Here is a 24008-nt window from a genome sequence, read left to right on the forward strand (position 1 = left end):
ACGCTTCGTCCTTCCCCGCGGGGTCACCCGTGCGATGAGGGGCCGCCGTGCGCCCCTCCCGTGATCGTCTCCGCCGTGCCCGGGCACGGCGGGAATGCCCGCCCCTTAGGATCCGTTGGGTGGGGTGAGAGTCCTGAAAGAAGCTCCCACCGGTCGAACGACGCAGACCAGAGACGAGGAAACAAGCTGTGAGCGACGTCCGTAACGTGATCATCATCGGCTCGGGGCCCGCCGGCTACACGGCGGCGCTCTACACCGCCCGTGCGTCGCTGAAGCCCCTGGTGTTCGAGGGGGCTGTCACCGCTGGCGGTGCACTGATGAACACCACCGAGGTGGAGAACTTCCCTGGCTTCCGGGACGGCATCGTGGGCCCCGAGCTCATGGACAACATGCGCGCCCAGGCGGAGCGCTTCGGTGCCGAGCTCGTTCCGGACGACGTGGTCGCCGTCGACCTGACCGGTGAGATCAAGACCGTCACGGACACCGCAGGCACGGTGCACAAGGCGAGGGCCGTCATCGTCGCCACGGGCTCGCAGCACCGCAAGCTCGGCCTGCCGAACGAGGACGCCCTCTCCGGCCGTGGTGTCTCGTGGTGCGCCACCTGTGACGGCTTCTTCTTCAAGGACCAGGACATCGCCGTGATCGGCGGTGGCGACACCGCGATGGAGGAGGCCACCTTCCTCTCGCGCTTCGCCAAGTCCGTGACGGTCGTCCACCGCCGTGACACCCTGCGCGCCTCCAAGGCGATGCAGGAGCGCGCCTTCGCCGACCCGAAGATCTCGTTCATCTGGGACAGCGAGGTCGCCGAGGTCCAGGGCGACCAGAAGCTCTCGGGCCTGAAGCTGCGCAACGTCAAGACCGGCGAACTCTCGGACCTGGCAGTGACCGGCCTGTTCATCGCGATCGGCCACGACCCGCGGACCGAGCTCTTCAAGGGTCAGCTGGAGCTGGACGAGGAGGGCTACCTGAAGGTCGAAGCGCCCTCGACGCGCACGAACATCACCGGTGTCTTCGGCGCCGGCGACGTGGTCGACCACACCTACCGCCAGGCGATCACCGCGGCCGGTACGGGCTGTGCCGCCGCTCTCGACGCCGAGCGCTTCCTCGCCGCCCTCACGGACGGGGAGAAGGCCGAGCCCGAGAAGACCGCTGTCTGACCCCACTCACCGCCTCACGCATCAACCCAGTTAAGGAGCCCGCCGTGGCCGGCACCCTGAAGAATGTGACCGACGACTCCTTCGAGCAGGACGTCCTCAAGAGCGACAAGCCCGTCCTGGTGGACTTCTGGGCCGCCTGGTGCGGCCCGTGCCGCCAGATCGCCCCCTCCCTGGAGGCCATCGCCTCGGAGTACGGGGACAAGATCGAGATCGTCAAGCTGAACATCGACGAGAACCCGGGGACGGCTGCCAAGTACGGCGTCATGTCCATCCCGACCCTGAACGTCTACCAGGGCGGAGAGGTCGCCAAGACCATCGTCGGGGCCAAGCCGAAGGCTGCGATCGTTCGCGACCTCGAGGAATTCATCTCTGAGTGAGGGCAGACCGCCTCGTCGGCGGCGCATGTTTCACGTGAAACACGAATGGGCTGACCCCCACGGGTCAGCCCATTCGTATGAGGTGTCTCAGAGAGGACGCAACGCCGGTTCTTTCTGCACAGCCCCGAGCAGCCGGTCCAGCGCCATCTCGACGTCTTCCTTCCAGGAAAGTGTCGTCCTCAGTTCCAGTCTCAACCGGGGGTAGGCGGGGTGCTGGCGGACCGTCTTGAAGCCCACGGCCAGCAGGTGGTCGGCGGGCAGAACACAGGCGGGTTCCTTCCAGCGGGCATCGCCGAAAGCCTCGATCGCTCTGAAGCCCCGGCGCAGCAAGTCCTTCGCCACCGTCTGCACCATCACCCGGCCCAGTCCTTGTCCTTGGTAACCGGGCACGATGAACGCGGTCATCAGCTGCACCGCGTCGGGCGACACGGGGCTGGTGGGGAACGCCGTGGAGCGTGGCACATAAGCGGGGGGAGCGTAGAGAACGAAGCCCACAGGAACGTCATCGACATAGACGACCCTCCCGCAGGATCCCCAGTCCAGGAGGACGGCTGAGATCCACGATTCCTTCTCCCACGCGGATGTGCCTGTTTTTACCGCTGCCTCACCGCTGACGGGGTCGAGCTCCCAGAAGACACACGAGCGACAGCGCTGGGGGAGATCCTGAAGGTTGTCCAGCGTGAGCGGTACAAGCCGACGCCCCATGAAGGCTGTTCCTCGCTTCCTTCGCCCGCCGCCTCACGGGCGGCTGTCAGAGCGCTCCGTTCCCTGAGCAGGCTGCCGATGAATCCGCCGACGGCGCCCACCCCCAGCCCCGCGCTCACCAGTCCGGTACGGCTCGTCATTCGCATGGCTTCTGCCTTGGTCTCAGAGGTACTGCCGGGTGGATGCGCCGTATCGAACGCATCGTATCCATGAAGCGATTCCACCGATACCGCCAAAAAACAAAGGGCGGACCATGTTCCGGTACACACCGGACAAGGTCCGCCCTGCTCGGCTGATCTCCTGGACCAGCCGAGGGATCAGGAGTCGGCCTCCTCGAAGTCGTCGTCCACCAGACTCTTCTGCAGGACGGGGCCCTCGCCGGGGGCAAGCGTGCCGAGGATGCGCTCGAGGTCCTCCATGGAGGCGAACTCCACGGTGATCTTGCCCTTCTTCTGGCCCAGGTCGACCTTCACCCGCGTCTCGAAGCGGTCCGAAAGGCGCGTGGCCAGATCCGTCAGCGCCGGAGAGACCCGGGCACCCGCCCGCGGCCCCTTGGAGCGCTGGGCCTTCTGAGGACGTGAACCCATCAGGGTCACGATCTCCTCGACAGCACGCACCGACAGCCCTTCGGCCACGATCCGGTGAGCCAGCCGTTCCTGCTCCTCCGAGTCCTCGACGGACAGCAGCGCGCGTGCGTGTCCGGCGGAGAGCACTCCGGCGGCGACTCGACGCTGGACGGCCGGCGAGAGCTTCAGCAGACGCAGTGTGTTGGACACCTGCGGACGGGACCGGCCGATCCGGTCCGCCAGCTGGTCATGCGTGCAGTTGAAGTCCTTCAGCAGCTGGTCGTAGGCGGCGGCCTCTTCCAGCGGGTTCAGCTGAGCACGGTGCAGGTTCTCCAGCAGCGCGTCCAGGAGGAGCTTCTCGTCGTCCGTGGCGCGCACGATCGCCGGGATGGTCTCCAGCCCCGCCTCACGGCAGGCCCGCCAGCGACGCTCACCCATGATGAGCTCATACCGCGCGGGACCCACCTGCCGTACGACGACCGGCTGGAGGAGACCGACCTCCTTGATGGAAGTGATCAGCTCGGACAGTGCGTCCTCGTCGAAGACCTCACGTGGCTGCCGGGGGTTCGGGGTGATGGCGTCGAGGGGGACCTCGGCGAAGTGGGCACCGACAGGAGGTGCGGGCGTGGCCGAGGCACCGTTTGCCGACGGGTCCTCGTTCTCACGTGGAACGGGCGGCAGCATGGTCACCTTCGCGGCTGCCACTCCTCGCTCGTTCGGCAGCACGGGGACCGCTGTGGGAGATGTCGAAGCAGTGCCACCGGCCACAGCCGGCGACACCGTCTTCTCTGTGGGTGCGGCAGGGATCAGTGCGCCGAGACCACGACCCAGCCCCCTCCGTCGTTCGCTCACTGGACGCCCTCCACCATGTTCGGACCGTTCTGCTGTGCGCCGATGTGCGCCTGTGAGGCGTCATAGCTGATCCCGACGCCCTTCAGCGCGATCTCTCGTGCCGCCTCGAGGTAAGAGAGGGCACCACTCGATCCAGGATCGTAAGTCAGCACCGTCTGCCCGTAGCTCGGGGCCTCCGAGATACGGACGGAACGGGGGATGCTCGTCCGTAGCACCTCGTCGCCGAAGTGGGTGCGCACCTCTTCCGCGACCTGTGACGCGAGCCGCGTCCGACCGTCGTACATGGTGAGCAGGATCGTCGATACGTGCAGCGTCGGATTGAGGTGGCCCCGCACCAGGTCGACGTTGCGCAGCAGCTGCCCCAGGCCCTCCAGGGCGTAGTACTCGCACTGAATGGGGATGAGGACCTCTTGGCCCGCCACCATGGCGTTGACCGTCAGCAGGCCGAGGGAGGGCGGGCAGTCGATGAGGATGTAGTCCAGTGGCTGCTCATAGGCCTGAATCGCTCGCTGCAGCCGGCTCTCCCGCGCCACCAGCGATACGAGCTCGATCTCCGCACCGGCGAGATCGATCGTGGCGGGCGCACAGAAGAGCCCTTCGACATCGGGAACCGGCTGGACGACCTCCGCCAGCGGCTTGCTCTCCACCAGCACGTCATAGATGGAGGGGACCTCGGCGTGGTGGTCGATTCCCAGGGCGGTGGACGCGTTGCCCTGGGGGTCGAGGTCGATCACCAGAACACGGCCACCGTGCAGAGCGAGTGAAGCGGCCAGATTGACGGTGGTCGTCGTTTTACCGACGCCGCCCTTCTGATTGGCGACCACGATGACTCGGGTCTGCTCGGGCCGGGGCAAGCCCTCACCGGCGCGGCCCAGAGCCTCCACCGCCAACTGGGCAGCACGACCGATGGGAGTGTCGTCCATCGGGGGTGGTGTTTCACGTGAAACATCCACCCCCATCGACTCGGTACGGGGACCGGGGACCGGATCGGTCATCGGTCCCGCGATGTTGGCGTCGGACCGCAAGGATTCACTCTCCTCGACTTCAGGCTCGCAATGAACAGAGCCTCCCATGCCTTCAGGGTCGCGAACCAGTGAGACCTGACGTTCTGTGGAGAAATCCACCTCTGTGGACAACTCCATGCCCCTGGGGGAGGCCGGTGTCTCGCCGGGTGCCGACCCCGTACCGAGTGAACCGAGAGGCTTACGGCCCCGAGGTTCGGCCGCAGCGCGGCCCCGATTGATGATGCCGTGCAGCAGTGAGCGATGTTTCACGTGAAACACGATGCACAGCGGCCGGTGCCGCACTGCCGCGACACTCCGGCATGCAGAGGTTTGGCAGCTTGTGTGGAGTACGTCTGGTTCTCAGGATAGGTCGTGATCCCTTGTAGACGGATCGCGCTCTAGCCCCGGCGCCGACGAGCCCGCCCCGTCCGTGCAGCCTTCGCGCGTTTCGCAGCGAACCGCACACCGCCGGGACTCTCCCCGACCTCGACCCGCACCACGGTGGACATCGGGTCCACCACGCCCTCGCCCACATGAACGATCGAGGTCGCCACGGCACCGAGCTTGCTCAGCGCCGTCGCCGCGCTCTTCAGCTCCTCCTCGGCGGCGTCGCCCTTGAGGGCGAGCATCTCTCCGTACGGCCGAAGGAGGGGGATGCCCCAGGTGGCGAGGCGGTCGAGCGGCGCTACGGCACGCGCCGTCACGACATGCACCGGAGGCAGCTTCCCCATGACCTCCTCGGCCCGGCCGCGCGCGACCGTCACATGGTCCAGGCCCAGCAGCTCCACGACCTCGGTCAGGAAAGTGGTACGCCGTAGCAGCGGTTCCAACAGTGTGATCTTGAGGTCCTCCCGGACCAGTGCCAGCGGAATGCCCGGCAGGCCGGCACCCGAGCCGACATCGCACACCGTCACCCCTTCCGGGACGACCTCCGAGAGCACCGCGCAGTTCAGCAGGTGCCGCTCCCACAGGCGGGGCACCTCGCGCGGACCGATCAGACCGCGCTGCACGCCCGCCTCGGCGAGCAGCTCCGCATACCGGACCGCGTCCGCGAAGCGGTCACCGAACACCTCGCGTGCCTGCTCGGGCGCGGGGGGAAGCTCCGCTGCCTCCGTCACGGGGGGACCTTCCTTCCGTACCGTGCCGGCACAGGAAGCCGACACCAGAACCACAGAACTATCAGGCTGACAAAGTTCGGCCCCGCCTGCGCTACAGACGGGGCCGAGGAAACATGGAACCGGTCAGGCGGGAAGTACGACGACGAAGCGCTGCGGCTCCTCGCCCTCGGACTCGCTGCGCAGGCCTGCCGCCTTGACCGCGTCGTGCACGACCTTGCGCTCGAACGGGGTCATCGGGTCGAGCTTCACGGGCTCACCGCTGCTCTTGGCCTCGGCTGCGGCCTTCGCACCCAGTTCGGACAGCTCCGTGCGCTTCTTGGCACGGTAACCGGCGATGTCGAGCATGAGACGGCTGCGGTCCCCGGTCTCCCGGTGCACGGCCAGGCGCGTGAGCTCCTGGAGCGCCTCCAGCACCTCGCCGTCGCGGCCGACCAGCTTCTGCAGGTCCCGGCTGCCCGTGTCGCTGATGATCGAGACGGAGGCGCGGTCCGCCTCGACGTCCATGTCGATGTCGCCGTCGAGGTCGGCGATGTCGAGCAGACCCTCCAGGTAGTCCGCCGCGATCTCGCCTTCCTGCTCGAGGCGGGTCAGGGTGTCTGCGCCCTCGGCAGCAGCGGAGGTGGTGCCTTCCGTCACGGGATGGACTCCTTCTTACTTCTTGGACGGGGACTTGGGCCGCTGCGGACCCTTGCGCTGCCCGGACTGGGCCCTGCTGCGGGTACTGCCGGCGGACTTGGCGCTGCCCTTCTTGGCGGCAGCGGCGGGCGTGCTGGCGCTCTCGGGCTCGTCGGACTTGGTCAGCGAGGTGCGCTCGTCGGCCTTGGTCGGGGCCGACTGGCGCTGGGCCTTCGTCTGCCGCTTGGGCTGCTGCCGCTTGGGGGCCCCGGTGGTGGGCGCCCCGTCCTCGGCCTGGGCCGCGGCCGTGGCCTCGCTCTTGATCACCGTGCCGTCGCTCTGGGCCGCGAGGCCCGCCTTGTTCAGGCCGTTGATGAACTTGCGCTCGTACTCGTTGCGGTCCCGGCCCTTGGCGACGATGGCCTTGACGATGGCCCGCTCACGGCGGTTACGGGTCTTGCCGTTACGCGCGACGTGCTTGGAGAGACGCTCCAGGTACGCGGCCTGGGCCTTGGAACCCGGCGTGGGGTTGTTGTGGATGATGTACATCTGCTGGCCCATGGTCCACACGTTGGTGGTCAGCCAGTAGACGAGGACACCGACCGGGAAGTTGATGCCGAAGACGGCGAAGATGATGGGGAAGACGTACATCAGCATCTTCTGCTGCTGCATGAACGGCGTCTTCACCGTGGTGTCGACGTTCTTCGTCATCAGCTGGCGCTGCGTGTAGAACTGCGACAGCGACATCAGAACGATCATGATCGCCGTGACGACGCGGACATCGGTCAGCGAGGAGTTGAGGGCCGCGACCTTCTCCGAGCTGTCCGTGAACTTCGCCGCGAGCGGGGCACCGAAGATGTGGGCCTTCTGGGCGCTCTCCAGCAGGCGCTCGTTGATCACGCCGATGGTGTCGTTCGACGCGATGCTGTTGAGCACGTGGTACAGGGCGAAGAAGAACGGCGACTGCGCCAGGATGGGGAGGCACGAGGAGAGGGGGTTGGTGCCCGTCTCCTTGTACAGCTTCATCATCTCTTCGGACTGGCGCTGCCGGTCGTTCTTGTAGCGCTCCTGGATCTTCTTCATCTCCGGCTGGAGCGTCTGCATCGCGCGCGTCGCCTTGATCTGCTTCACGAAGAGCGGGATCAGGCAGATGCGGATCAGGATCACCAGGGACACGATGGACAGGCCCCAGGCCCACCCGGTGTCAGGTCCGAAGACGGCCCCGTACACGCTGTGGAACTGGACGATGACCCAGGAGACGGGTGTTGTGATGAAGCTGAAGAGGCTGGCAATCGTGTCCACTGATCATGCTCCTTGGGCATGGGACGGGGTCTCTGCGGCCGGGCTCGAAGGACTCGTCGGACTGGTGGGAGGAGTCTGTCCTTCGGTGGCCGGTTCGGCGGCGGAGGGCCCGCCCCTGCGTGCACGCCAGGCGTCACGCAGCATTTCGTGCCACCGCGGGCGCTTGCGCGGCGGAACATGGTCCACACCCCCCAGCGACCACGGGTTGCACCGCAGGATGCGCCAGGCCGTGAGTGCCGTGCCCTTGATGGCACCGTGCCGGTCGATGGCCGTGTAGCCGTAGTGGGAACACGACGGGTAGTACTTGCACACCGGCCCCAGCAGTGGACTGATCGTCCACTGGTAGATCTTGATCAGAGCCAGCAGCGGGTACTTCATCGCGCGCCCCCTCCCAGCAGCCGCTGCAGGGCGGCATCCAGGTCCTGGGCCAGCTGTGCGTGGTCGGCGTCGCCCGCCGGGGGCAGCGCTCGTACGACTACCAGGCTACCGGGGGGCAATTGGTCGACTCGCTCGCGCATCAGATGGCGAAGCCTGCGCTTCACCTTGTTGCGCACCACCGCGCCCCCCACAGCCTTGCTCACGACGAAACCCGCACGCGACGGGGGAGCGCTCTCCCCAGGCGCATGCGGGTCCGTGGCACCGCTACGAAGATGGACGACGAGGTGCTGGCGCCCGGCCCGGCGCCCTCGTCGTACCGCGGTCGCGAAGTCCTCGCGCCGCCTCAGCCGGTTCTCGGTGGGCAGCACGATGTCATGACCTGACCGGGATCAGGCGGACAGACGGGCGCGACCCTTGCTGCGGCGGGACGCGAGGATCGCGCGGCCGGCACGGGTGCGCATACGCAGCCGGAAGCCGTGGGTCTTCGCGCGACGACGGTTGTTCGGCTGGAAGGTGCGCTTGCTCACTCGGGGGCTCCAGAAGAAATCGGGGTTTGCGGGGTGCCGTCCTGGCTGTCACCGTGCGCCCACGAGAAGCTCGCGTTACGCCCGAGTGCACCGCTGACCGATCGCCTTGAGCGATCTGTGCCCATCGGAGGCAGGCGGCAGCAGCCATCGACAACTCGACCTCGTTACGGTACGCGCGGCCGCGCCATTCGGTCAAACCAGTGGTCACCGGGAGACACTTGTCCACAGCCTGGGGACAACAACTTGAACCGTACCCGTCGCCCTGACTACCTTGGCTGGACTCCGATTCGTTCCCTTGACCCTCCACCACCCGATTTACATCCCGACCCGTCCCTCGCATCACACGTTCGAGGGGCCTGTGAGAGAGCGTGCCCTGTGGCTGACGTACCTGCCGATCTTGCCGCAGTGTGGCCACGCGTACTGGAGCAGCTCCTCGGCGAGGGCCACGGGCAGGGGGTCGAGAGCAAGGACGAGCACTGGATCCGGCGCTGTCAGCCGCTCGCGCTGGTCGCCGACACCGCCCTGCTCGCCGTCCCGAACGAGTTCGCGAAGGGCGTGCTCGAGGGCCGCCTCGCCCCCATCGTCAGCGAGAGCCTGAGCCGCGAGTGCGGTCGTCCGATCCGGATCGCGATCACCGTCGACGACACCGCGGGTGAACCCCCCGCCCCGCCGGCGCCCCGTCCGCAGCCGCGCTACGAGGAACCGGAACTCCCCACCGTCCGCCCGGACCGCCCCGAGCGGCAGGACCGGCCGGAACGCGAGCCGTACGAGCCGTACGAGGGATACGACGGCTACGACGGGTACGGCCGCCGCCGCGTCGACCAGCAGCCGGGCCCCTCGGGCGACCAGCTCCCCACCGCCCGTCCGGCCTACCCTGCCGAGTACCAGCGCCCGGAGCCGGGCTCCTGGCCGCGGCCGGCGCAGGACGACTACGGCTGGCAGCAGCAGCGCCTCGGCTTCCCGGAGCGGGACCCGTACGCCTCGCCACCGCCGCAGGACGCCTACGGCCCGCAGGACGCCTACGGCGGCCCGCCCCCGCCGGACTACCGTCCGCAGCCGATGGAGCGCCCGGCCTACGACCAGCAGCGCTCCGACTACGACACGGCACGCGGGGACTACGAGCGCGGGGACTACGACCAGCGCGACGCCGTGCGCCGCGAGCTGCCGGAACCGCCCCCCGGATCCGGGCACGTCCACCGCGGCGGCCCCGTCGGGCCGAACCTGCCCACCACCGGTGCGCCCGGCCCGCTGGCCGCGCAGCCCGCGCCGGCGACCGGTCCCGGTGAGCCGACCGCACGGCTGAACCCGAAGTACCTGTTCGACACGTTCGTCATCGGCGCGTCCAACCGCTTCGCCCACGCGGCCGCGGTCGCCGTCGCGGAGGCCCCGGCGAAGGCGTACAACCCGCTCTTCATCTACGGGGAGTCCGGACTCGGCAAGACCCACCTGCTGCACGCGATCGGGCACTACGCGCGGAGCCTGTACCCGGGTACGCGCGTGCGGTACGTGAGCTCGGAGGAGTTCACCAACGAGTTCATCAACTCCATCCGCGACGGCAAGGGCGACAGCTTCCGCAAGCGCTACCGCGAGATGGACATCCTGCTCGTCGACGACATCCAGTTCCTGGCGGACAAGGAGTCGACGCAGGAGGAGTTCTTCCACACCTTCAACACGCTCCACAACGCCAACAAGCAGATCGTGCTCTCCAGCGACCGGCCGCCCAAGCAGCTGGTGACGCTGGAGGACCGGCTGCGGAACCGGTTCGAGTGGGGCCTGATCACCGACGTCCAGCCGCCGGAGCTGGAGACGCGCATCGCGATCCTGCGCAAGAAGGCGGTGCAGGAGCAGCTGAACGCCCCACCGGAGGTGCTGGAGTTCATCGCCTCCCGGATCTCGCGGAACATCCGCGAGCTGGAGGGCGCGCTGATCCGGGTGACGGCGTTCGCCTCGCTCAACCGGCAGCCGGTGGACCTCGGGCTGACCGAGATCGTCCTGAAGGACCTGATCCCGGGGGGCGACGACTCGGCTCCAGAGATCACCTCGACGGCCATCATGAGCGCGACCGCCGACTACTTCGGGCTCACGGTCGAGGACCTGTGCGGCACCTCGCGCGGGCGCGCGCTGGTGACCGCCCGGCAGATCGCCATGTACCTGTGCCGGGAGCTGACGGACCTGTCCCTGCCGAAGATCGGCGCGCTGTTCGGCGGACGCGACCACACGACGGTGATGCACGCCGACCGGAAGATCCGCAACCTGATGGCCGAGCGGCGCTCCATCTACAACCAGGTCACCGAGCTCACCAACCGCATCAAGGCCGGCTGAGCACCGCCGCACGGACACCCGAGGGCGTCCCCGGAACACCTCCGGGGACGCCCTTCTGCCGTCCGCCGACGAGACGGAGGGAGGCTGGCCGACAACCGACAGCCGACGACCAACAGGCCGACAGCCGTCAACGGACGGTCGGCCCGCTGTCCGCCGACAACCGGGCCGCCGTCCACTGTTCGATTACGCAGCCGGGTTACGGCCGTCCTCCACAGATTCGGTGACTTTTTCCCGTCCACACCCTGGGGACCGTGAAGTTATCCCGACTCTGTCCACAGCTCCTCCGATCGAGGCGCCATCGAGCCAGGTCAGCCCGCTGTGGATTCGTGGATCAACGTTCTCCACAGGCTGTGGACAGAGCGGCGGTCCACAGCCTGTGCACCGGACTGTCCACCGGTGACCCACAGGTCGGAGCCCGTTGTCCCCAGCGATCACCGCTTTCTCCACACGCCTGTCCACTGTTCGGCAACACGACGTGCGTCCTCACCGCATCGAGTGAAAGGCGTCACATCGAGGTACCGCAGGGGCCTGTGGGAAAGACTGCCAAAGCTGGGGACGGCTCTGGGGAGAACTCGCCCCGTCCTGTGCACGGGGTGTGCAGAACTTTCCGTTCTCCACAAAGACCCCTGGTTGTCCACTGCTCCGGCCCACAGGGTCCGTGGATAAAATCACCGGGCTGAGCTGGGGAAACAGGGTTATCCACGGTATCCACAGGCCCTACTACTACTCCCGACCAGAGAGAGCGGGGAATTCGCTTCGAAGAGGGCCCTGTGCACAACTCGCTGTCCCGACCCCGGCTGCCCCTCGTCATGACTTGACCCCGAGGGGCACCTACTGTCAGTGCGGTGCGTCAGACTGGTCCCCGGTGCTCTTCCCCTCACAGGGGGCGACGACACCGAGTCAGACGACGAAAGCCAGGCAGGGCGAGAAGCGCCGGCAACAGCAGGAGGCGGCAACAGTGAAGATCCGGGTGGAACGCGACGTACTCGCGGAGGCAGTGGCCTGGGCGGCGCGCAGCCTCCCGGCCCGTCCGCCGGCCCCTGTCCTCGCCGGCCTGCTGCTGAAGGCCGAGGACGGCCAGCTGAGCCTGTCCAGCTTCGACTACGAGGTCTCCGCGCGGGTCTCGGTCGAGGCGGAGGTCGAGGAGGAGGGCACCGTCCTCGTCTCCGGCCGTCTGCTCGCCGACATCTCCCGCGCCCTCCCCAACCGACCGGTGGAGATTTCCACAGACGGTGTACGGGCGACGGTGGTGTGCGGCTCCTCGCGCTTCACCCTCCACACCCTGCCCGTGGAGGAGTACCCGGCCCTGCCCCAGATGCCGAACGCGACGGGCACGGTCCCCGGCGAGGTCTTCTCCTCCGCCGTGCAGCAGGTCGCCATCGCGGCCGGCCGCGACGACACGCTGCCCGTCCTCACCGGTGTGCGCATCGAGATCGAGGGCGACACCGTGACGCTGGCCTCCACCGACCGCTACCGCTTCGCGGTCCGCGAGTTCCTGTGGAAGCCGGAGAACCCCGACGCCTCGGCGGTCGCCCTGGTGCCCGCCAAGACGCTGCTGGACACCGCCAAGGCGCTGACCAGCGGCGACCAGGTGATCCTGGCGCTGTCCGGTTCGGGTGCGGGCGAGGGCCTGATCGGTTTCGAGGGCGCGGGCCGCCGTACCACCACGCGGCTGCTGGAGGGCGACCTCCCGAAGTACCGCACGCTCTTCCCGACCGAGTTCAACAGCGTCGCCGTGATCGAGACCGCCCCCTTCGTGGAGGCCGTCAAGCGCGTGGCCCTGGTGGCCGAGCGCAACACCCCGGTGCGGCTGAGCTTCGAGCAGGGCGTGCTCATCCTGGAGGCCGGTTCCAGCGACGACGCACAGGCTGTGGAAAGGGTGGACGCCCAGCTCGAGGGCGACGACATCTCGATCGCCTTCAACCCGACCTTCCTGCTGGACGGCCTGAGCGCCATCGACTCCCCGGTGGCCCAGCTGTCGTTCACCACGTCCACCAAGCCCGCGCTCCTCAGCGGCAGGCCCGCGGTGGACGCGGAGGCGGACGAGGCCTACAAGTACCTGATCATGCCGGTGCGGCTCAGCGGCTGACGACGTCCCCCTGTGCACGGCTGTCCACAGCTGTGCACAGTGCTTCCGGGCGACCCGGCGGACGGCCGAACCGTGCCGGGCCCCGGAAGCGGCTGTGGAGGAAACCGCAGGTGGGCGTGCGGATGAGCGCGTATGCCCACAGATGTGCGTGAGCGTCCGGGTTTAGGCTCTGGGCGGGTACGTAAGTGCCGCGGCACGGCCGTGCCGCCACGTCACGTCGCAACCTAAGGAACACAACTGATGGAGCTCGGTCTCGTCGGCCTCGGCAAGATGGGCGGCAACATGCGCGAGCGGATACGCCGCGCGGGCCACACCGTCTTCGGATACGACCGCAACCCGGACCTCGCCGATGTCCACAGCCTGGAAGAACTCGTGGGCAAGCTCGAGGGCCCGCGTGTGGTGTGGGTGATGGTCCCGGCCGGCGAGCCCACCCAGTCCACCGTCGACGCGCTCGCCGAGCTGCTCGAGCCCGGCGACGTCGTCGTGGACGGCGGCAACTCCCGCTGGACGGACGACGAGAAGCACGCCGAGCAGCTGGCGGCCAAGGGCATCGGCTTCGTCGACTGCGGTGTCTCCGGCGGCGTCTGGGGGCTGGAGAACGGCTACGCGCTGATGTACGGCGGCGACAAGGAGAACGTCGCCAAGGTGCAGCCGATCTTCGACGCCCTCAAGCCCGAGGGGGACTTCGGTTCGGTGCACGCCGGCAAGGTCGGCGCGGGCCACTTCGCGAAGATGGTCCACAACGGCATCGAGTACGCCATGATGCAGGCCTACGCCGAGGGCTGGGAGCTGCTGGAGAAGGCCGATTCGGTGACCGACGTCCGGGAGGTGTTCCGCTCCTGGCAGGAGGGCACCGTCATCCGCTCCTGGCTGCTCGACCTCGCGGTGAACGCCCTCGACGAGGACGAGCACCTGGACCGGCTCCGGGGTTATGCACAGGACTCCGGTGAGGGACGCTGGACGGTGGAGGCCGCCATCGACCACGCGGTGCCGCTGCCGGCGATCACCGCCTCGCTGTTCGCGCGGTTCGCCTCCCGTCAGGAGGACTCTCCGCAGATGAAGATGATCGCCGCGCTGCGCAACCAGTTCGGCGGCCACGCGGTCGAGAAGAAGTAAGCAGCACCCGAGGGCTGGGGAGGCCGGCGAAACGCCCATGCACGTCACGCATCTGTCGCTGGCCGACTTCCGTTCCTATCCCCGGGTCGAGGTCCCGCTCGACCCGGGGGTCACGGCCTTCGTCGGGCCCAACGGGCAGGGCAAGACCAACCTCGTCGAGGCGGTCGGCTATCTCGCCACCCTGGGCAGCCACCGCGTCTCCTCCGACGCCCCGCTGGTCCGCGTGGGCGCCGACCGCGCGATCATTCGCGCCCAGGTCCGGCAGGGCGAGCGGCAGCAGCTGGTCGAGCTGGAGCTGAACCCGGGCAAGGCCAACCGCGCCCGCATCAACCGGTCCTCGCAGGTCAGGCCCCGTGACGTGCTCGGCATAGTCCGGACCGTCCTCTTCGCCCCCGAGGACCTCGCCCTGGTCAAGGGCGACCCCGGCGAACGGCGCCGCTTCCTGGACGAGTTGATCACCGCGCGCTCCCCGCGCATGGCCGGCGTCCGCTCCGACTACGACCGGGTGCTCAAGCAGCGCAACACCCTGCTGAAGTCGGCCGCGCTGGCCCGCCGGCACGGCGGCCGCACCATGGACCTGTCCACCCTCGACGTGTGGGACCAGCACCTCGCGCGCGCGGGCGCCGAGCTCCTCGCCCAGCGACTGGACCTGATCACCACGCTCCAGCCGCTGGCCGACAAGGCGTACGAGCGGCTCGCCCCCGGCGGCGGACCGCTCTCCCTGGAGTACAGGCCCTCCGCCCCCGGCGAGGCCCACACGCGCGAGGACCTGTTCGAGCAGATGACGGCCGCCCTCGCCGAGGCCCGCAAGCAGGAGATCGAGCGGGGCGTCACCCTGGTCGGTCCGCACCGCGACGACCTGCTGCTCAAGCTGGGCCGGCTGCCCGCCAAGGGCTACGCCTCCCACGGGGAGTCCTGGTCCTACGCGCTGGCGCTGCGCCTGGCCTCCTACGACCTGCTGCGGGCCGAGGGCAACGAGCCGGTGCTGGTGCTCGACGACGTCTTCGCCGAGCTGGACACGCGCCGCCGGGAGCGGCTGGCCGAGCTGGTCGCGCCCGGCGAGCAGGTCCTGGTGACCGCGGCCGTCGACGACGACGTCCCCCATGTGCTGTCGGGAACGCGGTTCGCGGTGGCGGAGGGGACGGTGGAGCGCGTATGAGCGAATCCGACGCGCCCGGCCGCGCGGCCGGGGACGTGCCCGGGAAGGTCCCCGAGCCCTCCGGGGTCGACCTCGCGCGCGTGGCGCTGCGGGCGGCCAGGGAGGCGGCCCGCGCGCGGGGGGACGCGGCGCAGCAGAAGAAGCAGGCCCGGCGCGGCGGCCTGCGCTCCGGCGCGCGCGCCGACCGGCGCGACCCCATGGCGCTCGGCGCGGCGATCAACCGCCTGCTGTCCGAGCGCGGCTGGGAGGCCCCGGCCGCGGTGGGCGGGGTGATGGGGCGCTGGCCCGAGATCGTCGGGGAGGACGTGGCCAAGCACTGCGAGCCGGAGCGGTACGACGAGGACGAGCGGGTGCTGGTCGTGCGCTGCGACTCCACGGCCTGGGCGACGAACCTGCGGCTGCTCGCCCCGACCCTGGTGGCCCGCCTCAACGAGGACCTCGGCCACGGCGCCGTGAGGCTGATCAAGGTCAACGGCCCCGGTGGACCCGCCCGCCGCTACGGCCCGCTGCGCGCCCCCGGAAGCTCGGGTCCCGGGGACACGTACGGGTGAGCGGGGGCCGTTTTCCGGCTCGCCGCCCCCGCGTGACAGACATCACAGAAGTGCTTCTCAGGGGCGGGTTCGCGCCGTCGGATCCCGCTTCGTCGTGCGATCGCACAAAGAGGCGGATCGGTACCTGACTCCAAAGTAGCCAAGGGTTGACGCCTCGAAGCGCTGAGTGCCCTCGTGAGCGTCCTGGGGCCCCCATCCGCATATCGGGAGTCGGAGGAGGCCGGTTGAGGGCGGCACATGCGAACTCAGGTACCGGCAAACCCCCATCGATGTCAGTGCTACCGGTAGACTGGAAGACAATCCCGCCCCACTCGTGGGGACCGTCCGGGAAAAGCTGAGCAACGCTGATCAAGGCTTACCAACGCAACATGCCGCAGCCGCTCCGGCAACCCGCCGACGAGCCTGGCTTGTGCTGTGCCAGAAAGGGCGCTTCGTGGCCGATTCCGGCAACCCCAACGAGAACATCCCGTCCACCGACACCGGCGTGGACAGCGAGGCCACCGCCTCGTACAACGCCAGTGCCATCACCGTCCTCGAGGGCCTGGACGCGGTCCGCAAGCGACCCGGTATGTACATCGGCTCCACCGGTGAGCGAGGGCTGCACCACCTGGTGCAGGAGGTCGTCGACAACTCCGTCGACGAGGCGCTGGCGGGCTACGCCGACACGATCGACGTGACGATCCTCGACGACGGCGGCATCCGCGTCGTCGACAACGGCCGCGGCATCCCGGTGGGCATCGTCCCCTCCGAGGGCAAGCCCGCCGTCGAGGTCGTCCTGACCGTGCTGCACGCGGGCGGCAAGTTCGGCGGCGGCGGTTACGCGGTCTCCGGCGGTCTGCACGGCGTGGGCGTCTCCGTGGTCAACGCGCTGTCGACGCGGGTCGCCGTCGAGGTCAAGACCGACGGGTACCGCTGGACGCAGGACTACAAGCTGGGTGTCCCCACCGCGCCCCTGGCCAAGCACGAGGCCACCGAGGAGACCGGGACGTCGGTCACCTTCTGGGCCGACCCGGACATCTTCGAGACCACCGATTACTCCTTCGAGACGCTCTCCCGGCGCTTCCAGGAGATGGCGTTCCTCAACAAGGGCCTCAGGATCAACCTCACCGACGAGCGCGAGTCGGCGAAGGCCACCGCCGGTGCGGACGAGGCCGGCGAGGACGAGAAGTACGAGGTCAAGGCCGTCTCGTACCACTACGAGGGCGGCATCGTCGACTTCGTGAAGTACCTCAACTCCCGCAAGGGAGACCCGGTGCACCCCACCGTGATCGACCTCGAGGCCGAGGACAAGGACAGGCACCTGTCCCTCGAGGTCGCGATGCAGTGGAACGGCGGCTACACCGAGGGCGTGTACTCCTTCGCCAACATCATCCACACCCACGAGGGCGGTACGCACGAAGAGGGCTTCCGCGCGGCGCTGACCTCGCTCATCAACAAGTACGCGCGGGACAAGAAGCTGCTGCGCGACAAGGACGACAACCTCACGGGCGACGACATCCGCGAGGGTCTGACCGCGATCATCTCGGTCAAGCTGAGCGAGCCGCAGTTCGAGGGCCAGACCAAGACCAAGCTGGGCAACACCGAGGTGAAGACCTTCGTCCAGAAGGTCGTCTACGAGCACCTCAACGACTGGCTGGACCGCAACCCCAACGAGGCCGCGGACATCGTCCGCAAGGGCATCGCGGCGGCCACCGCGCGGGTGGCGGCCCGCAAGGCGCGCGACCTGACCCGTCGCAAGGGCCTGCTGGAGACGGCGTCCCTGCCGGGCAAGCTCTCCGACTGCCAGTCGAACGACCCCACCAAGTGCGAGATCTTCATCGTCGAGGGCGACTCCGCCGGCGGCTCCGCCAAGTCCGGCCGCAACCCCGAGTACCAGGCGATCCTCCCGATCCGCGGCAAGATCCTCAACGTCGAGAAGGCGCGCATCGACCGCATCCTGCAGAACCAGGAGATCCAGGCGATGATCTCCGCGTTCGGCACGGGCGTGCACGAGGACTTCGACATCGAGAGGCTCCGCTACCACAAGATCATCTTGATGGCGGACGCCGACGTCGACGGCCAGCACATCAACACCCTGCTGCTGACGTTCCTCTTCCGCTTCATGCGGCCGCTGGTCGAGGCCGGGCACGTGTTCCTCTCCCGTCCCCCGCTCTACAAGATCAAGTGGGGCAAGGACGACTTCGAGTACGCGTACTCCGACCGCGAGCGCGACGCGCTGATCGAGATGGGCCGCCAGGCCGGCAAGCGCATCCGCGAGGACTCCGTCCAGCGCTTCAAGGGCCTCGGCGAGATGAACGCCGAGGAACTGCGCGTGACCACGATGGACCAGGAGCACCGGGTGCTCGGCCAGGTCACCCTGGACGACGCCGCCCAGGCCGACGACCTGTTCTCGGTCCTGATGGGCGAGGACGTCGAGGCCCGCCGCCAGTTCATCCAGCGCAACGCCAAGGACGTCCGCTTCCTCGACATCTGAGTCGGTCTCAGCTGACCGCACCAGGAAGGACCTTCACCAGCAATGACCGACGAGAACACCCCCGTCACCCCGGAAGAGGGCGGCGACGTCGCGATGCGTGTCGAGCCCGTCGGGCTCGAGACGGAGATGCAGCGCTCGTACCTCGACTACGCGATGTCCGTCATCGTCTCGCGTGCGCTGCCGGACGTCCGGGACGGCCTCAAGCCCGTCCACCGCCGCGTGCTGTACGCCATGTACGACGGCGGCTACCGCCCCGAGCGGGGCTTCTACAAGTGCGCCCGCGTCGTCGGCGACGTCATGGGCAACTACCACCCGCACGGCGACTCCTCGATCTACGACGCCCTGGTCCGCCTGGCGCAGCCGTGGGCGATGCGGATGCCGCTGGTCGACTCCAACGGCAACTTCGGCTCGCCGGGCAACGACCCGGCGGCGGCCATGCGCTACACCGAGTGCAAGATGGCGCCGCTGTCGATGGAGATGGTCCGCGACATCGACGAGGAGACCGTCGACTTCAAGGACAACTACGACGGCCGCTCCCAGGAGCCGACCGTCCTGCCGGCCCGCTTCCCGAACCTGCTGATCAACGGCTCGGCCGGGATCGCGGTCGGCATGGCGACCAACATCCCGCCGCACAACCTGCGCGAGGTCGCGGCCGGCGCCCAGTGGTACCTGGAGAACCCGGAGGCCTCGCACGAGGAGTTGCTGGACGCGCTGATCGAGCGCATCAAGGGCCCCGACTTCCCGACCGGCGCCCTGGTGGTCGGCCGCAAGGGCATCGAGGAGGCGTACCGGACCGGCCGCGGCTCGATCACCATGCGCGCGGTGGTCGCGGTCGAGGAGATCCAGAACCGCCAGTGCCTGGTGGTCACGGAGCTGCCCTACCAGGTCAACCCGGACAACCTCGCGCAGAAGATCGCCGACCTGGTGAAGGACGGCAAGGTCGGCGGCATCGCCGACGTCCGCGACGAGACCTCCTCCCGCACCGGCCAGCGCCTGGTCATCGTGCTGAAGCGGGACGCGGTCGCCAAGGTCGTGCTGAACAACCTCTACAAGCACACCGACCTGCAGACCAACTTCGGCGCCAACATGCTGGCGCTGGTCGACGGCGTGCCGCGCACGCTCTCCCTGGACGCGTTCATCCGGCACTGGGTGGCGCACCAGATCGAGGTCATCGTCCGCCGTACGCGCTTCCGGCTGCGCAAGGCCGAGGAGCGGGCGCACATCCTGCGCGGCCTGCTGAAGGCCCTGGACGCCATCGACGAGGTCATCGCGCTGATCCGGCGCAGCGACACCGTCGAGATCGCGCGCGGGGGCCTGAGGGACCTCCTGGCGATCGACGACATCCAGGCCAACGCGATCCTGGAGATGCAGCTGCGCCGGCTCGCCGCCCTGGAGCGCCAGAAGATCGTCCAGGAGCACGACGAACTCCAGGCGAAGATCGACGAGTACAACGGGATCCTCGCCTCCCCGGTCCGCCAGCGGGGCATCGTCAGCGAGGAACTGGCCGCGCTGGTCGAGAAGTACGGCGACGACCGCAAGACCAAGCTGATCCCCTACGAGGGCGACATGTCCATCGAGGACCTGATCGCCGAGGAGGACATCGTCGTCACGGTCACGCGCGGCGGCTACATCAAGCGCACCAGGACCGAGGACTACCGGGCCCAGAAGCGCGGCGGCAAGGGCGTGCGCGGCACGAAGCTGAAGGAAGACGACATCGTCGACCACTTCTTCGTCTCCACCACGCACCACTGGCTGCTGTTCTTCACCAACAAGGGCCGGGTCTACCGCGCCAAGGCCTACGAGCTGCCCGAGGCGGGCCGGGACGCGCGCGGCCAGCACGTGGCGAACCTGCTCGCCTTCCAGCCGGACGAGACGATCGCGCAGATCCGGGCGATCCGCGACTACGAGGCGGTGCCGTACCTGGTGCTGGCCACCAAGTCCGGCCTGGTGAAGAAGACTCCGCTCAAGGACTACGACTCCCCGCGCTCGGGCGGCGTCATCGCCATCAACCTGCGCGAGCGGGAGGACGGTACCGACGACGAACTGATCGGGGCCGAACTCGTCTCGGCCGATGACGATCTGCTGCTGATCAGCAAGAAGGCGCAGTCGATCAGGTTCACCGCGACGGATGACACGCTGCGCCCCATGGGGCGTGCGACCTCGGGCGTCAAGGGCATGAGTTTCCGCGAAGGGGACGAGCTGCTCTCGATGAATGTTGTTCGACCCGGTACGTTCGTGTTCACTGCCACAGACGGCGGGTATGCGAAGCGGACCGCCGTCGACGAGTACCGCGTCCAGGGACGCGGCGGTCTCGGCATCAAGGCCGCCAAGATCGTCGAGGACCGCGGATCCCTCGTCGGCGCGCTGGTGGTCGAGGAGACCGACGAGATTCTCGCCATCACGTTGTCAGGTGGTGTGATTCGTACGCGAGTCAATGAGATCAGGGAGACGGGCCGTGACACCATGGGCGTCCAACTGATCAACCTGGGCAAGCGCGATGCCGTGGTCGGCATCGCCCGTAACGCCGAGGCGGGGCGCGAGGCGGAGGAAGTCGACGGCGACGTGGCCGTGGACGAGTCCGGCGAGGGGGCCGCGGCCACCGGCACGGACGAGGGTGAGGCGCCCTCGTCCGAGTAGGACGAGGAGTGAGTCACGTGAGCGGAGCCACGGGCGCCGGATCGGCCGGTACCAGTACGGGAACGGACGGCGGTGGTCGTGGCTCCGCCGCGCGGGCGACCGATCCGCACACGACCAATCTCAAAGCGATCAAGACGCCCGCCAAGGACGCGTCCTCGGCCGGCCGGCAGGGATCCCAGGGGGGAACGGTGACCGACACCCGAGGCCCGCAGCAGGCCGCGCCGCACCAGGGCGCCGCCGCTCAGACGGCCTCACCGCTGCCGGGGGAACGGCAGTCGCAGCAGCAGGCGGGGCCGTACCACCCGCCGCAGGCCTACCCGGCGCAGGACGGCACGGCAGGAGGCCCGGCCGGTGTGCGGCGGCCGCGCACGGGGGCGCGCACCACGCCGCGCGTGCGCAAGGCACGCCTGCGGGTGGCGAAGGCCGACCCGTGGTCGGTGATGAAGGTCAGCTTCCTGCTCTCCATCGCGCTCGGCATCTGCACGATCGTCGCCTCCGCCGTGCTGTGGATGGTCATGGACGCCATGGGCGTGTTCTCGACGGTCGGCGGCACGATCTCCGAGGCGACCGGCTCCAACGAGTCGAACGGCTTCGACCTCCAGTCGTTCCTGTCGCTGCCCAACGTCCTGATGTTCACCGCGGTCATCGCGGTCATCGACGTCGTCCTGGCGACGGCCCTCGCGACGCTCGGCGCCTTCATCTACAACCTCTCCGCGGGCTTCGTGGGCGGTGTCGAGCTCACGCTGGCCGAGGACGAGTGAGCGGCGCGGATCCCGTTCCCGGCCTCCGCCCACGGTCCCCCGGCAACCGATTTTGGGACTGCCCCGGTCGTGCGCTAATCTTCAGGAGTCAGCGCGCGGAACACACACCGCAGAGCGCGGCGGGGCTATAGCTCAGTTGGTTAGAGCGCATCCCTGATAAGGATGAGGCCACAGGTTCAAATCCTGTTAGCCCCACCGACGTGAAGACCCCCAGTCGACCGGACTGGGGGTCTTTGCCATGTAGGGCTGACATCGACCGGGGTGAAGCGGTCGGTCTCCCCTTCCGACGTCCTGCCGACGCGGGCCGAGCGCCTCGCGGACGGGTCCGGCGCCTGTGGCCGACTGAGATGATGAACACATGTTCGTGCAGCTCCTCGCCGCAGCCGGTGTACTCGCCGTCCTGACCATGGTTCCCGGCCCGGACATGGCCGTCGTGACGAAACGAGCCGTGGCGTGCGGCTGGAGGGACGGGCTGCGCACGGTCGGCGGCATCACCGTCGGCCTGCTCACCTGGGGCGTGCTCACGGTGGTGGGGCTGGCGGCCGTACTGGCCGCGTCCGCCACCGCCTACACGGCGGTCAAGCTGGTCGGCGCCGCCTATCTGGCCCTCCTCGGAGTACAGGCGCTGCTCCACAGCCGACGTGACCGTTCCGGTGCTCCCGAGCCGGCCCCTCCCGCTCCGAAGGCAGACCCGTGGCGGACGGGCTTCCTGAGCAACGTCTTCAACCCCAAGGTCGCTGTCTTCTACACCGGGCTGCTGCCGACGCTCGCGCCCTCCGGCATGGCGGCGCCCGCCGGGATGGCCCTCCTCGTTCTCCTGCACGCCGTGCTCACCCTCGTCTGGCTCGGCGGCTACGTGCTGCTGCTGGCCAGAGCCCGCGTGTTCTTCGAGAGGCCCGTCGTACGGCGGACCATGGACCGTGTCACCGGTGTCGTGCTGATCGGTTTCGGCATCAAGGTCGCCACGACCCGGCCATGACCCGACCCGGTGGCGGGCGGAGCGCGGGAACGTCGGGAGGACGCGGAGCCGGCTCCGCCGTCGAGGCCCCGGTGGCCCCGGCGGTTCCGGGCAGGCGAAAGGCCCGGCTGCTCTGTCCGAGCTGCCGGGCCTGGTGCGTGCCGTGCTGCCGTACGCAAGTTCGCCGGAACTTCTGGGGGGCGGGGAACGGCACGGGAAGGGGGCGAGCCCCTGGGATCAGCGTGAGGGCGGCGGGTCGCCGGGGAGGGACCGCGTCGGCTGCGTCGTGGCCTCGGAGCAGTCCGCGGGGGCCGAGCCCGCCGTCGCGGGCGTGTCTGCGGGCACCGGATCCGCGGTCGCGGGCGTGTCCTCGGACGCCGGGTCCGCGGGCGCGGGTGTGTCCTCGGAGGCCGGGGCCGTGGTCGCAGGCGTGTCCTCGGGAGGGCGGTGGCGGCAGCTGGGAGACTTGCCGTGGGCCTCGGCGTGGATGCGCTGTTTCATCGTGGGGGGTAGGGCGGTGAGGAGGGACCAGACGAACGGCACCGGTTCCGGCGCGGTCGCGTTCGGAGCGCTCTCGCTGTTGCGCGTCGGCTCGGTCTGGGGTACGGCCGCGGAAGCGGTCGTGGTGATGAGTCCGAGCGCCGTGCAGAGCGCGAGAAAAGCGGTGACGAGGGCGGTCCACAGCGTCATGACCTTGTTCCGGGCCATGATTCCTCACTTTCGGGTTGGGCGATTTGCGTACTTTCCTCATCATGTGTATGAGGGGCTCGAAGTGGGGGACCGACGCCCGTGGCGCGTGGATGTTCAGACGAACACCACTCGGATGGGCGCAAGTGGGGCGAAAAAGAGAGGAGGCGGGAGGGAAGCGGTGAAAGTGACCGTTCGTGAGGGCGTGATCACCCTCCGCCCGGAACGGCGCGGTCCGCTCCTATTGGGCTCTGCCGGAGGGCAGTTGACGGGCCGATGCAGGTCACCGATCGGTATCGACCGGTGTGTATAGTCGGGCGCCAGAGGTCCCCTACGTCAAGGAAAGACGAGGTCGCGCGGTGAAGAAGCTTCTCCTGGTCGCACTGGCCGCCATCGGCGGGCTCCTCGTGTACCGCCAGATCCAGGCGGATCGCGCCGAGCAGGATCTGTGGACGGAGGCGACTGACTCCGTGCCCACGGGTTCGTGAGTACCGACATCCGACGCTGAAGAAAACCCCGGCCGTTCTCGCGGCCGGGGTTTTGTTCGAGGCAGACCTTGTCGAAGAGCCTTGTGCGGACCTCGTCCGGGGGCAGGATGGGCCGCGGTGCGACGTCCGGGCGACGACGAGGGGTGGCGCGTGAGGGATCGGCGGG

The 24008-nt window shown here is 68.6% G+C and carries 22 protein-coding genes and 1 tRNA gene; 13 read left to right on the plus strand and 10 right to left on the minus strand.

Annotation, left to right across the window (positions count from 1 at the left end; genetic code table 11):
* Positions 1-188: 188 nt before the first annotated feature.
* On the plus strand, positions 189-1157 hold the full coding sequence (gene trxB, locus CP969_RS19830) for a thioredoxin-disulfide reductase (protein ID WP_004985947.1): 969 nt from the start codon (positions 189-191) through the stop codon (positions 1155-1157).
* A gap of 44 nt (positions 1158-1201) precedes the next feature.
* Positions 1202-1534 (plus strand): thioredoxin, encoded by a 333-nt coding sequence (trxA, locus tag CP969_RS19835; protein ID WP_004985946.1) that lies wholly within the window; start codon positions 1202-1204, stop codon positions 1532-1534.
* An 87-nt stretch (positions 1535-1621) separates the two neighbouring features.
* On the opposite strand, the gene CP969_RS19840 is transcribed toward trxA, so the two are convergent.
* The 9 genes from CP969_RS19840 to rpmH all read right to left on the minus strand — a co-directional run bounded on the left by CP969_RS19840 (position 1622) and on the right by rpmH (position 8601).
* On the minus strand, positions 1622-2239 hold the full coding sequence (locus CP969_RS19840; RefSeq protein ID WP_004985943.1) for a GNAT family N-acetyltransferase: 618 nt from the start codon (positions 2237-2239) through the stop codon (positions 1622-1624).
* A gap of 317 nt (positions 2240-2556) precedes the next feature.
* Positions 2557-3657, minus strand: a complete 1101-nt coding sequence (locus CP969_RS19845; protein WP_004985940.1) for a ParB/RepB/Spo0J family partition protein — start codon at positions 3655-3657, stop codon at positions 2557-2559.
* Positions 3654-4730: a ParA family protein gene (locus CP969_RS19850; protein ID WP_004985935.1), complete on the minus strand. Its 1077-nt coding sequence runs from the start codon at positions 4728-4730 to the stop codon at positions 3654-3656. Before CP969_RS19850 ends, CP969_RS19845 begins: the two co-directional genes overlap by 4 nt.
* Positions 4731-5059: 329 nt before the next feature.
* Positions 5060-5779, minus strand: a complete 720-nt coding sequence (gene rsmG, locus CP969_RS19855; protein WP_004985934.1) for a 16S rRNA (guanine(527)-N(7))-methyltransferase RsmG — start codon at positions 5777-5779, stop codon at positions 5060-5062.
* A gap of 123 nt (positions 5780-5902) precedes the next feature.
* Positions 5903-6415 carry a Jag family protein gene (locus CP969_RS19860; protein WP_004985933.1) on the minus strand — a complete coding sequence of 171 codons (513 nt, stop codon included), beginning with the start codon at positions 6413-6415 and terminating at the stop codon, positions 5903-5905.
* A gap of 15 nt (positions 6416-6430) precedes the next feature.
* Entirely contained in the window at positions 6431-7696 is a 1266-nt protein-coding gene (gene yidC / locus CP969_RS19865) for a membrane protein insertase YidC (RefSeq protein WP_004985930.1), read from the minus strand.
* 3 nt (positions 7697-7699) lie between these two features.
* Positions 7700-8074, minus strand: a complete 375-nt coding sequence (gene yidD, locus CP969_RS19870; protein ID WP_004985926.1) for a membrane protein insertion efficiency factor YidD — start codon at positions 8072-8074, stop codon at positions 7700-7702.
* Positions 8071-8442: a ribonuclease P protein component gene (gene rnpA, locus CP969_RS19875; protein WP_004985924.1), complete on the minus strand. Its 372-nt coding sequence runs from the start codon at positions 8440-8442 to the stop codon at positions 8071-8073. The genes yidD and rnpA overlap by 4 nt, the downstream gene beginning before the upstream one ends.
* Before the next feature lie 21 nt (positions 8443-8463).
* Positions 8464-8601 carry a 50S ribosomal protein L34 gene (rpmH, locus tag CP969_RS19880; RefSeq protein ID WP_003956500.1) on the minus strand — a complete coding sequence of 46 codons (138 nt, stop codon included), beginning with the start codon at positions 8599-8601 and terminating at the stop codon, positions 8464-8466.
* Positions 8602-8976: 375 nt separating this feature from the next.
* Between rpmH and dnaA the strand changes: the two genes are divergently transcribed.
* The 10 genes from dnaA (at position 8977) to CP969_RS19935 (ending at position 22688) form a co-directional block, all read left to right on the plus strand.
* Positions 8977-10923: a chromosomal replication initiator protein DnaA gene (gene dnaA / locus CP969_RS19885; protein WP_039831039.1), complete on the plus strand. Its 1947-nt coding sequence runs from the start codon at positions 8977-8979 to the stop codon at positions 10921-10923.
* Positions 10924-11881: 958 nt separating this feature from the next.
* Entirely contained in the window at positions 11882-13012 is a 1131-nt protein-coding gene (gene dnaN, locus CP969_RS19895) for a DNA polymerase III subunit beta (protein WP_004985918.1), read from the plus strand.
* A gap of 240 nt (positions 13013-13252) precedes the next feature.
* The gene (gene gnd / locus CP969_RS19900; RefSeq protein WP_004985916.1) at positions 13253-14128 is read left to right on the plus strand and encodes a phosphogluconate dehydrogenase (NAD(+)-dependent, decarboxylating); all 876 of its coding nucleotides are present in this window, start codon (positions 13253-13255) and stop codon (positions 14126-14128) included.
* A gap of 37 nt (positions 14129-14165) precedes the next feature.
* Positions 14166-15287 (plus strand): DNA replication/repair protein RecF, encoded by a 1122-nt coding sequence (gene recF / locus CP969_RS19905; protein WP_016825480.1) that lies wholly within the window; start codon positions 14166-14168, stop codon positions 15285-15287.
* Positions 15284-15838, plus strand: coding sequence for a DciA family protein (locus tag CP969_RS19910; RefSeq protein WP_004985911.1), 555 nt, complete (start codon positions 15284-15286; stop codon positions 15836-15838). The genes recF and CP969_RS19910 overlap by 4 nt, the downstream gene beginning before the upstream one ends.
* 433 nt (positions 15839-16271) lie before the next feature.
* Positions 16272-18311: a DNA topoisomerase (ATP-hydrolyzing) subunit B gene (gene gyrB, locus CP969_RS19915; protein ID WP_004985909.1), complete on the plus strand. Its 2040-nt coding sequence runs from the start codon at positions 16272-16274 to the stop codon at positions 18309-18311.
* A gap of 42 nt (positions 18312-18353) precedes the next feature.
* The gene (gyrA, locus tag CP969_RS19920) at positions 18354-20948 is read left to right on the plus strand and encodes a DNA gyrase subunit A (RefSeq protein WP_016825478.1); all 2595 of its coding nucleotides are present in this window, start codon (positions 18354-18356) and stop codon (positions 20946-20948) included.
* Between the two features lie 17 nt (positions 20949-20965).
* Positions 20966-21709, plus strand: coding sequence for a DUF3566 domain-containing protein (locus CP969_RS19925; RefSeq protein ID WP_171817484.1), 744 nt, complete (start codon positions 20966-20968; stop codon positions 21707-21709).
* Positions 21710-21830: 121 nt separating this feature from the next.
* Positions 21831-21904: transfer RNA gene (locus CP969_RS19930), tRNA-Ile, on the plus strand.
* 163 nt (positions 21905-22067) lie between these two features.
* Positions 22068-22688 (plus strand): LysE family translocator, encoded by a 621-nt coding sequence (locus tag CP969_RS19935; protein ID WP_016825476.1) that lies wholly within the window; start codon positions 22068-22070, stop codon positions 22686-22688.
* 216 nt (positions 22689-22904) lie between these two features.
* On the opposite strand, the gene CP969_RS19940 is transcribed toward CP969_RS19935, so the two are convergent.
* The gene (locus tag CP969_RS19940) at positions 22905-23375 is read right to left on the minus strand and encodes a DUF6344 domain-containing protein (protein WP_016825475.1); all 471 of its coding nucleotides are present in this window, start codon (positions 23373-23375) and stop codon (positions 22905-22907) included.
* A 338-nt stretch (positions 23376-23713) separates the two neighbouring features.
* Between CP969_RS19940 and CP969_RS19945 the strand changes: the two genes are divergently transcribed.
* Positions 23714-23842: a DLW-39 family protein gene (locus tag CP969_RS19945; protein ID WP_003999697.1), complete on the plus strand. Its 129-nt coding sequence runs from the start codon at positions 23714-23716 to the stop codon at positions 23840-23842.
* Positions 23843-24008 lie beyond the last annotated feature (166 nt).

Origin of the sequence: Streptomyces viridosporus T7A, from assembly GCF_008704515.1 — a bacterium.
Lineage (GTDB): Bacteria > Actinomycetota > Actinomycetes > Streptomycetales > Streptomycetaceae > Streptomyces > Streptomyces viridosporus.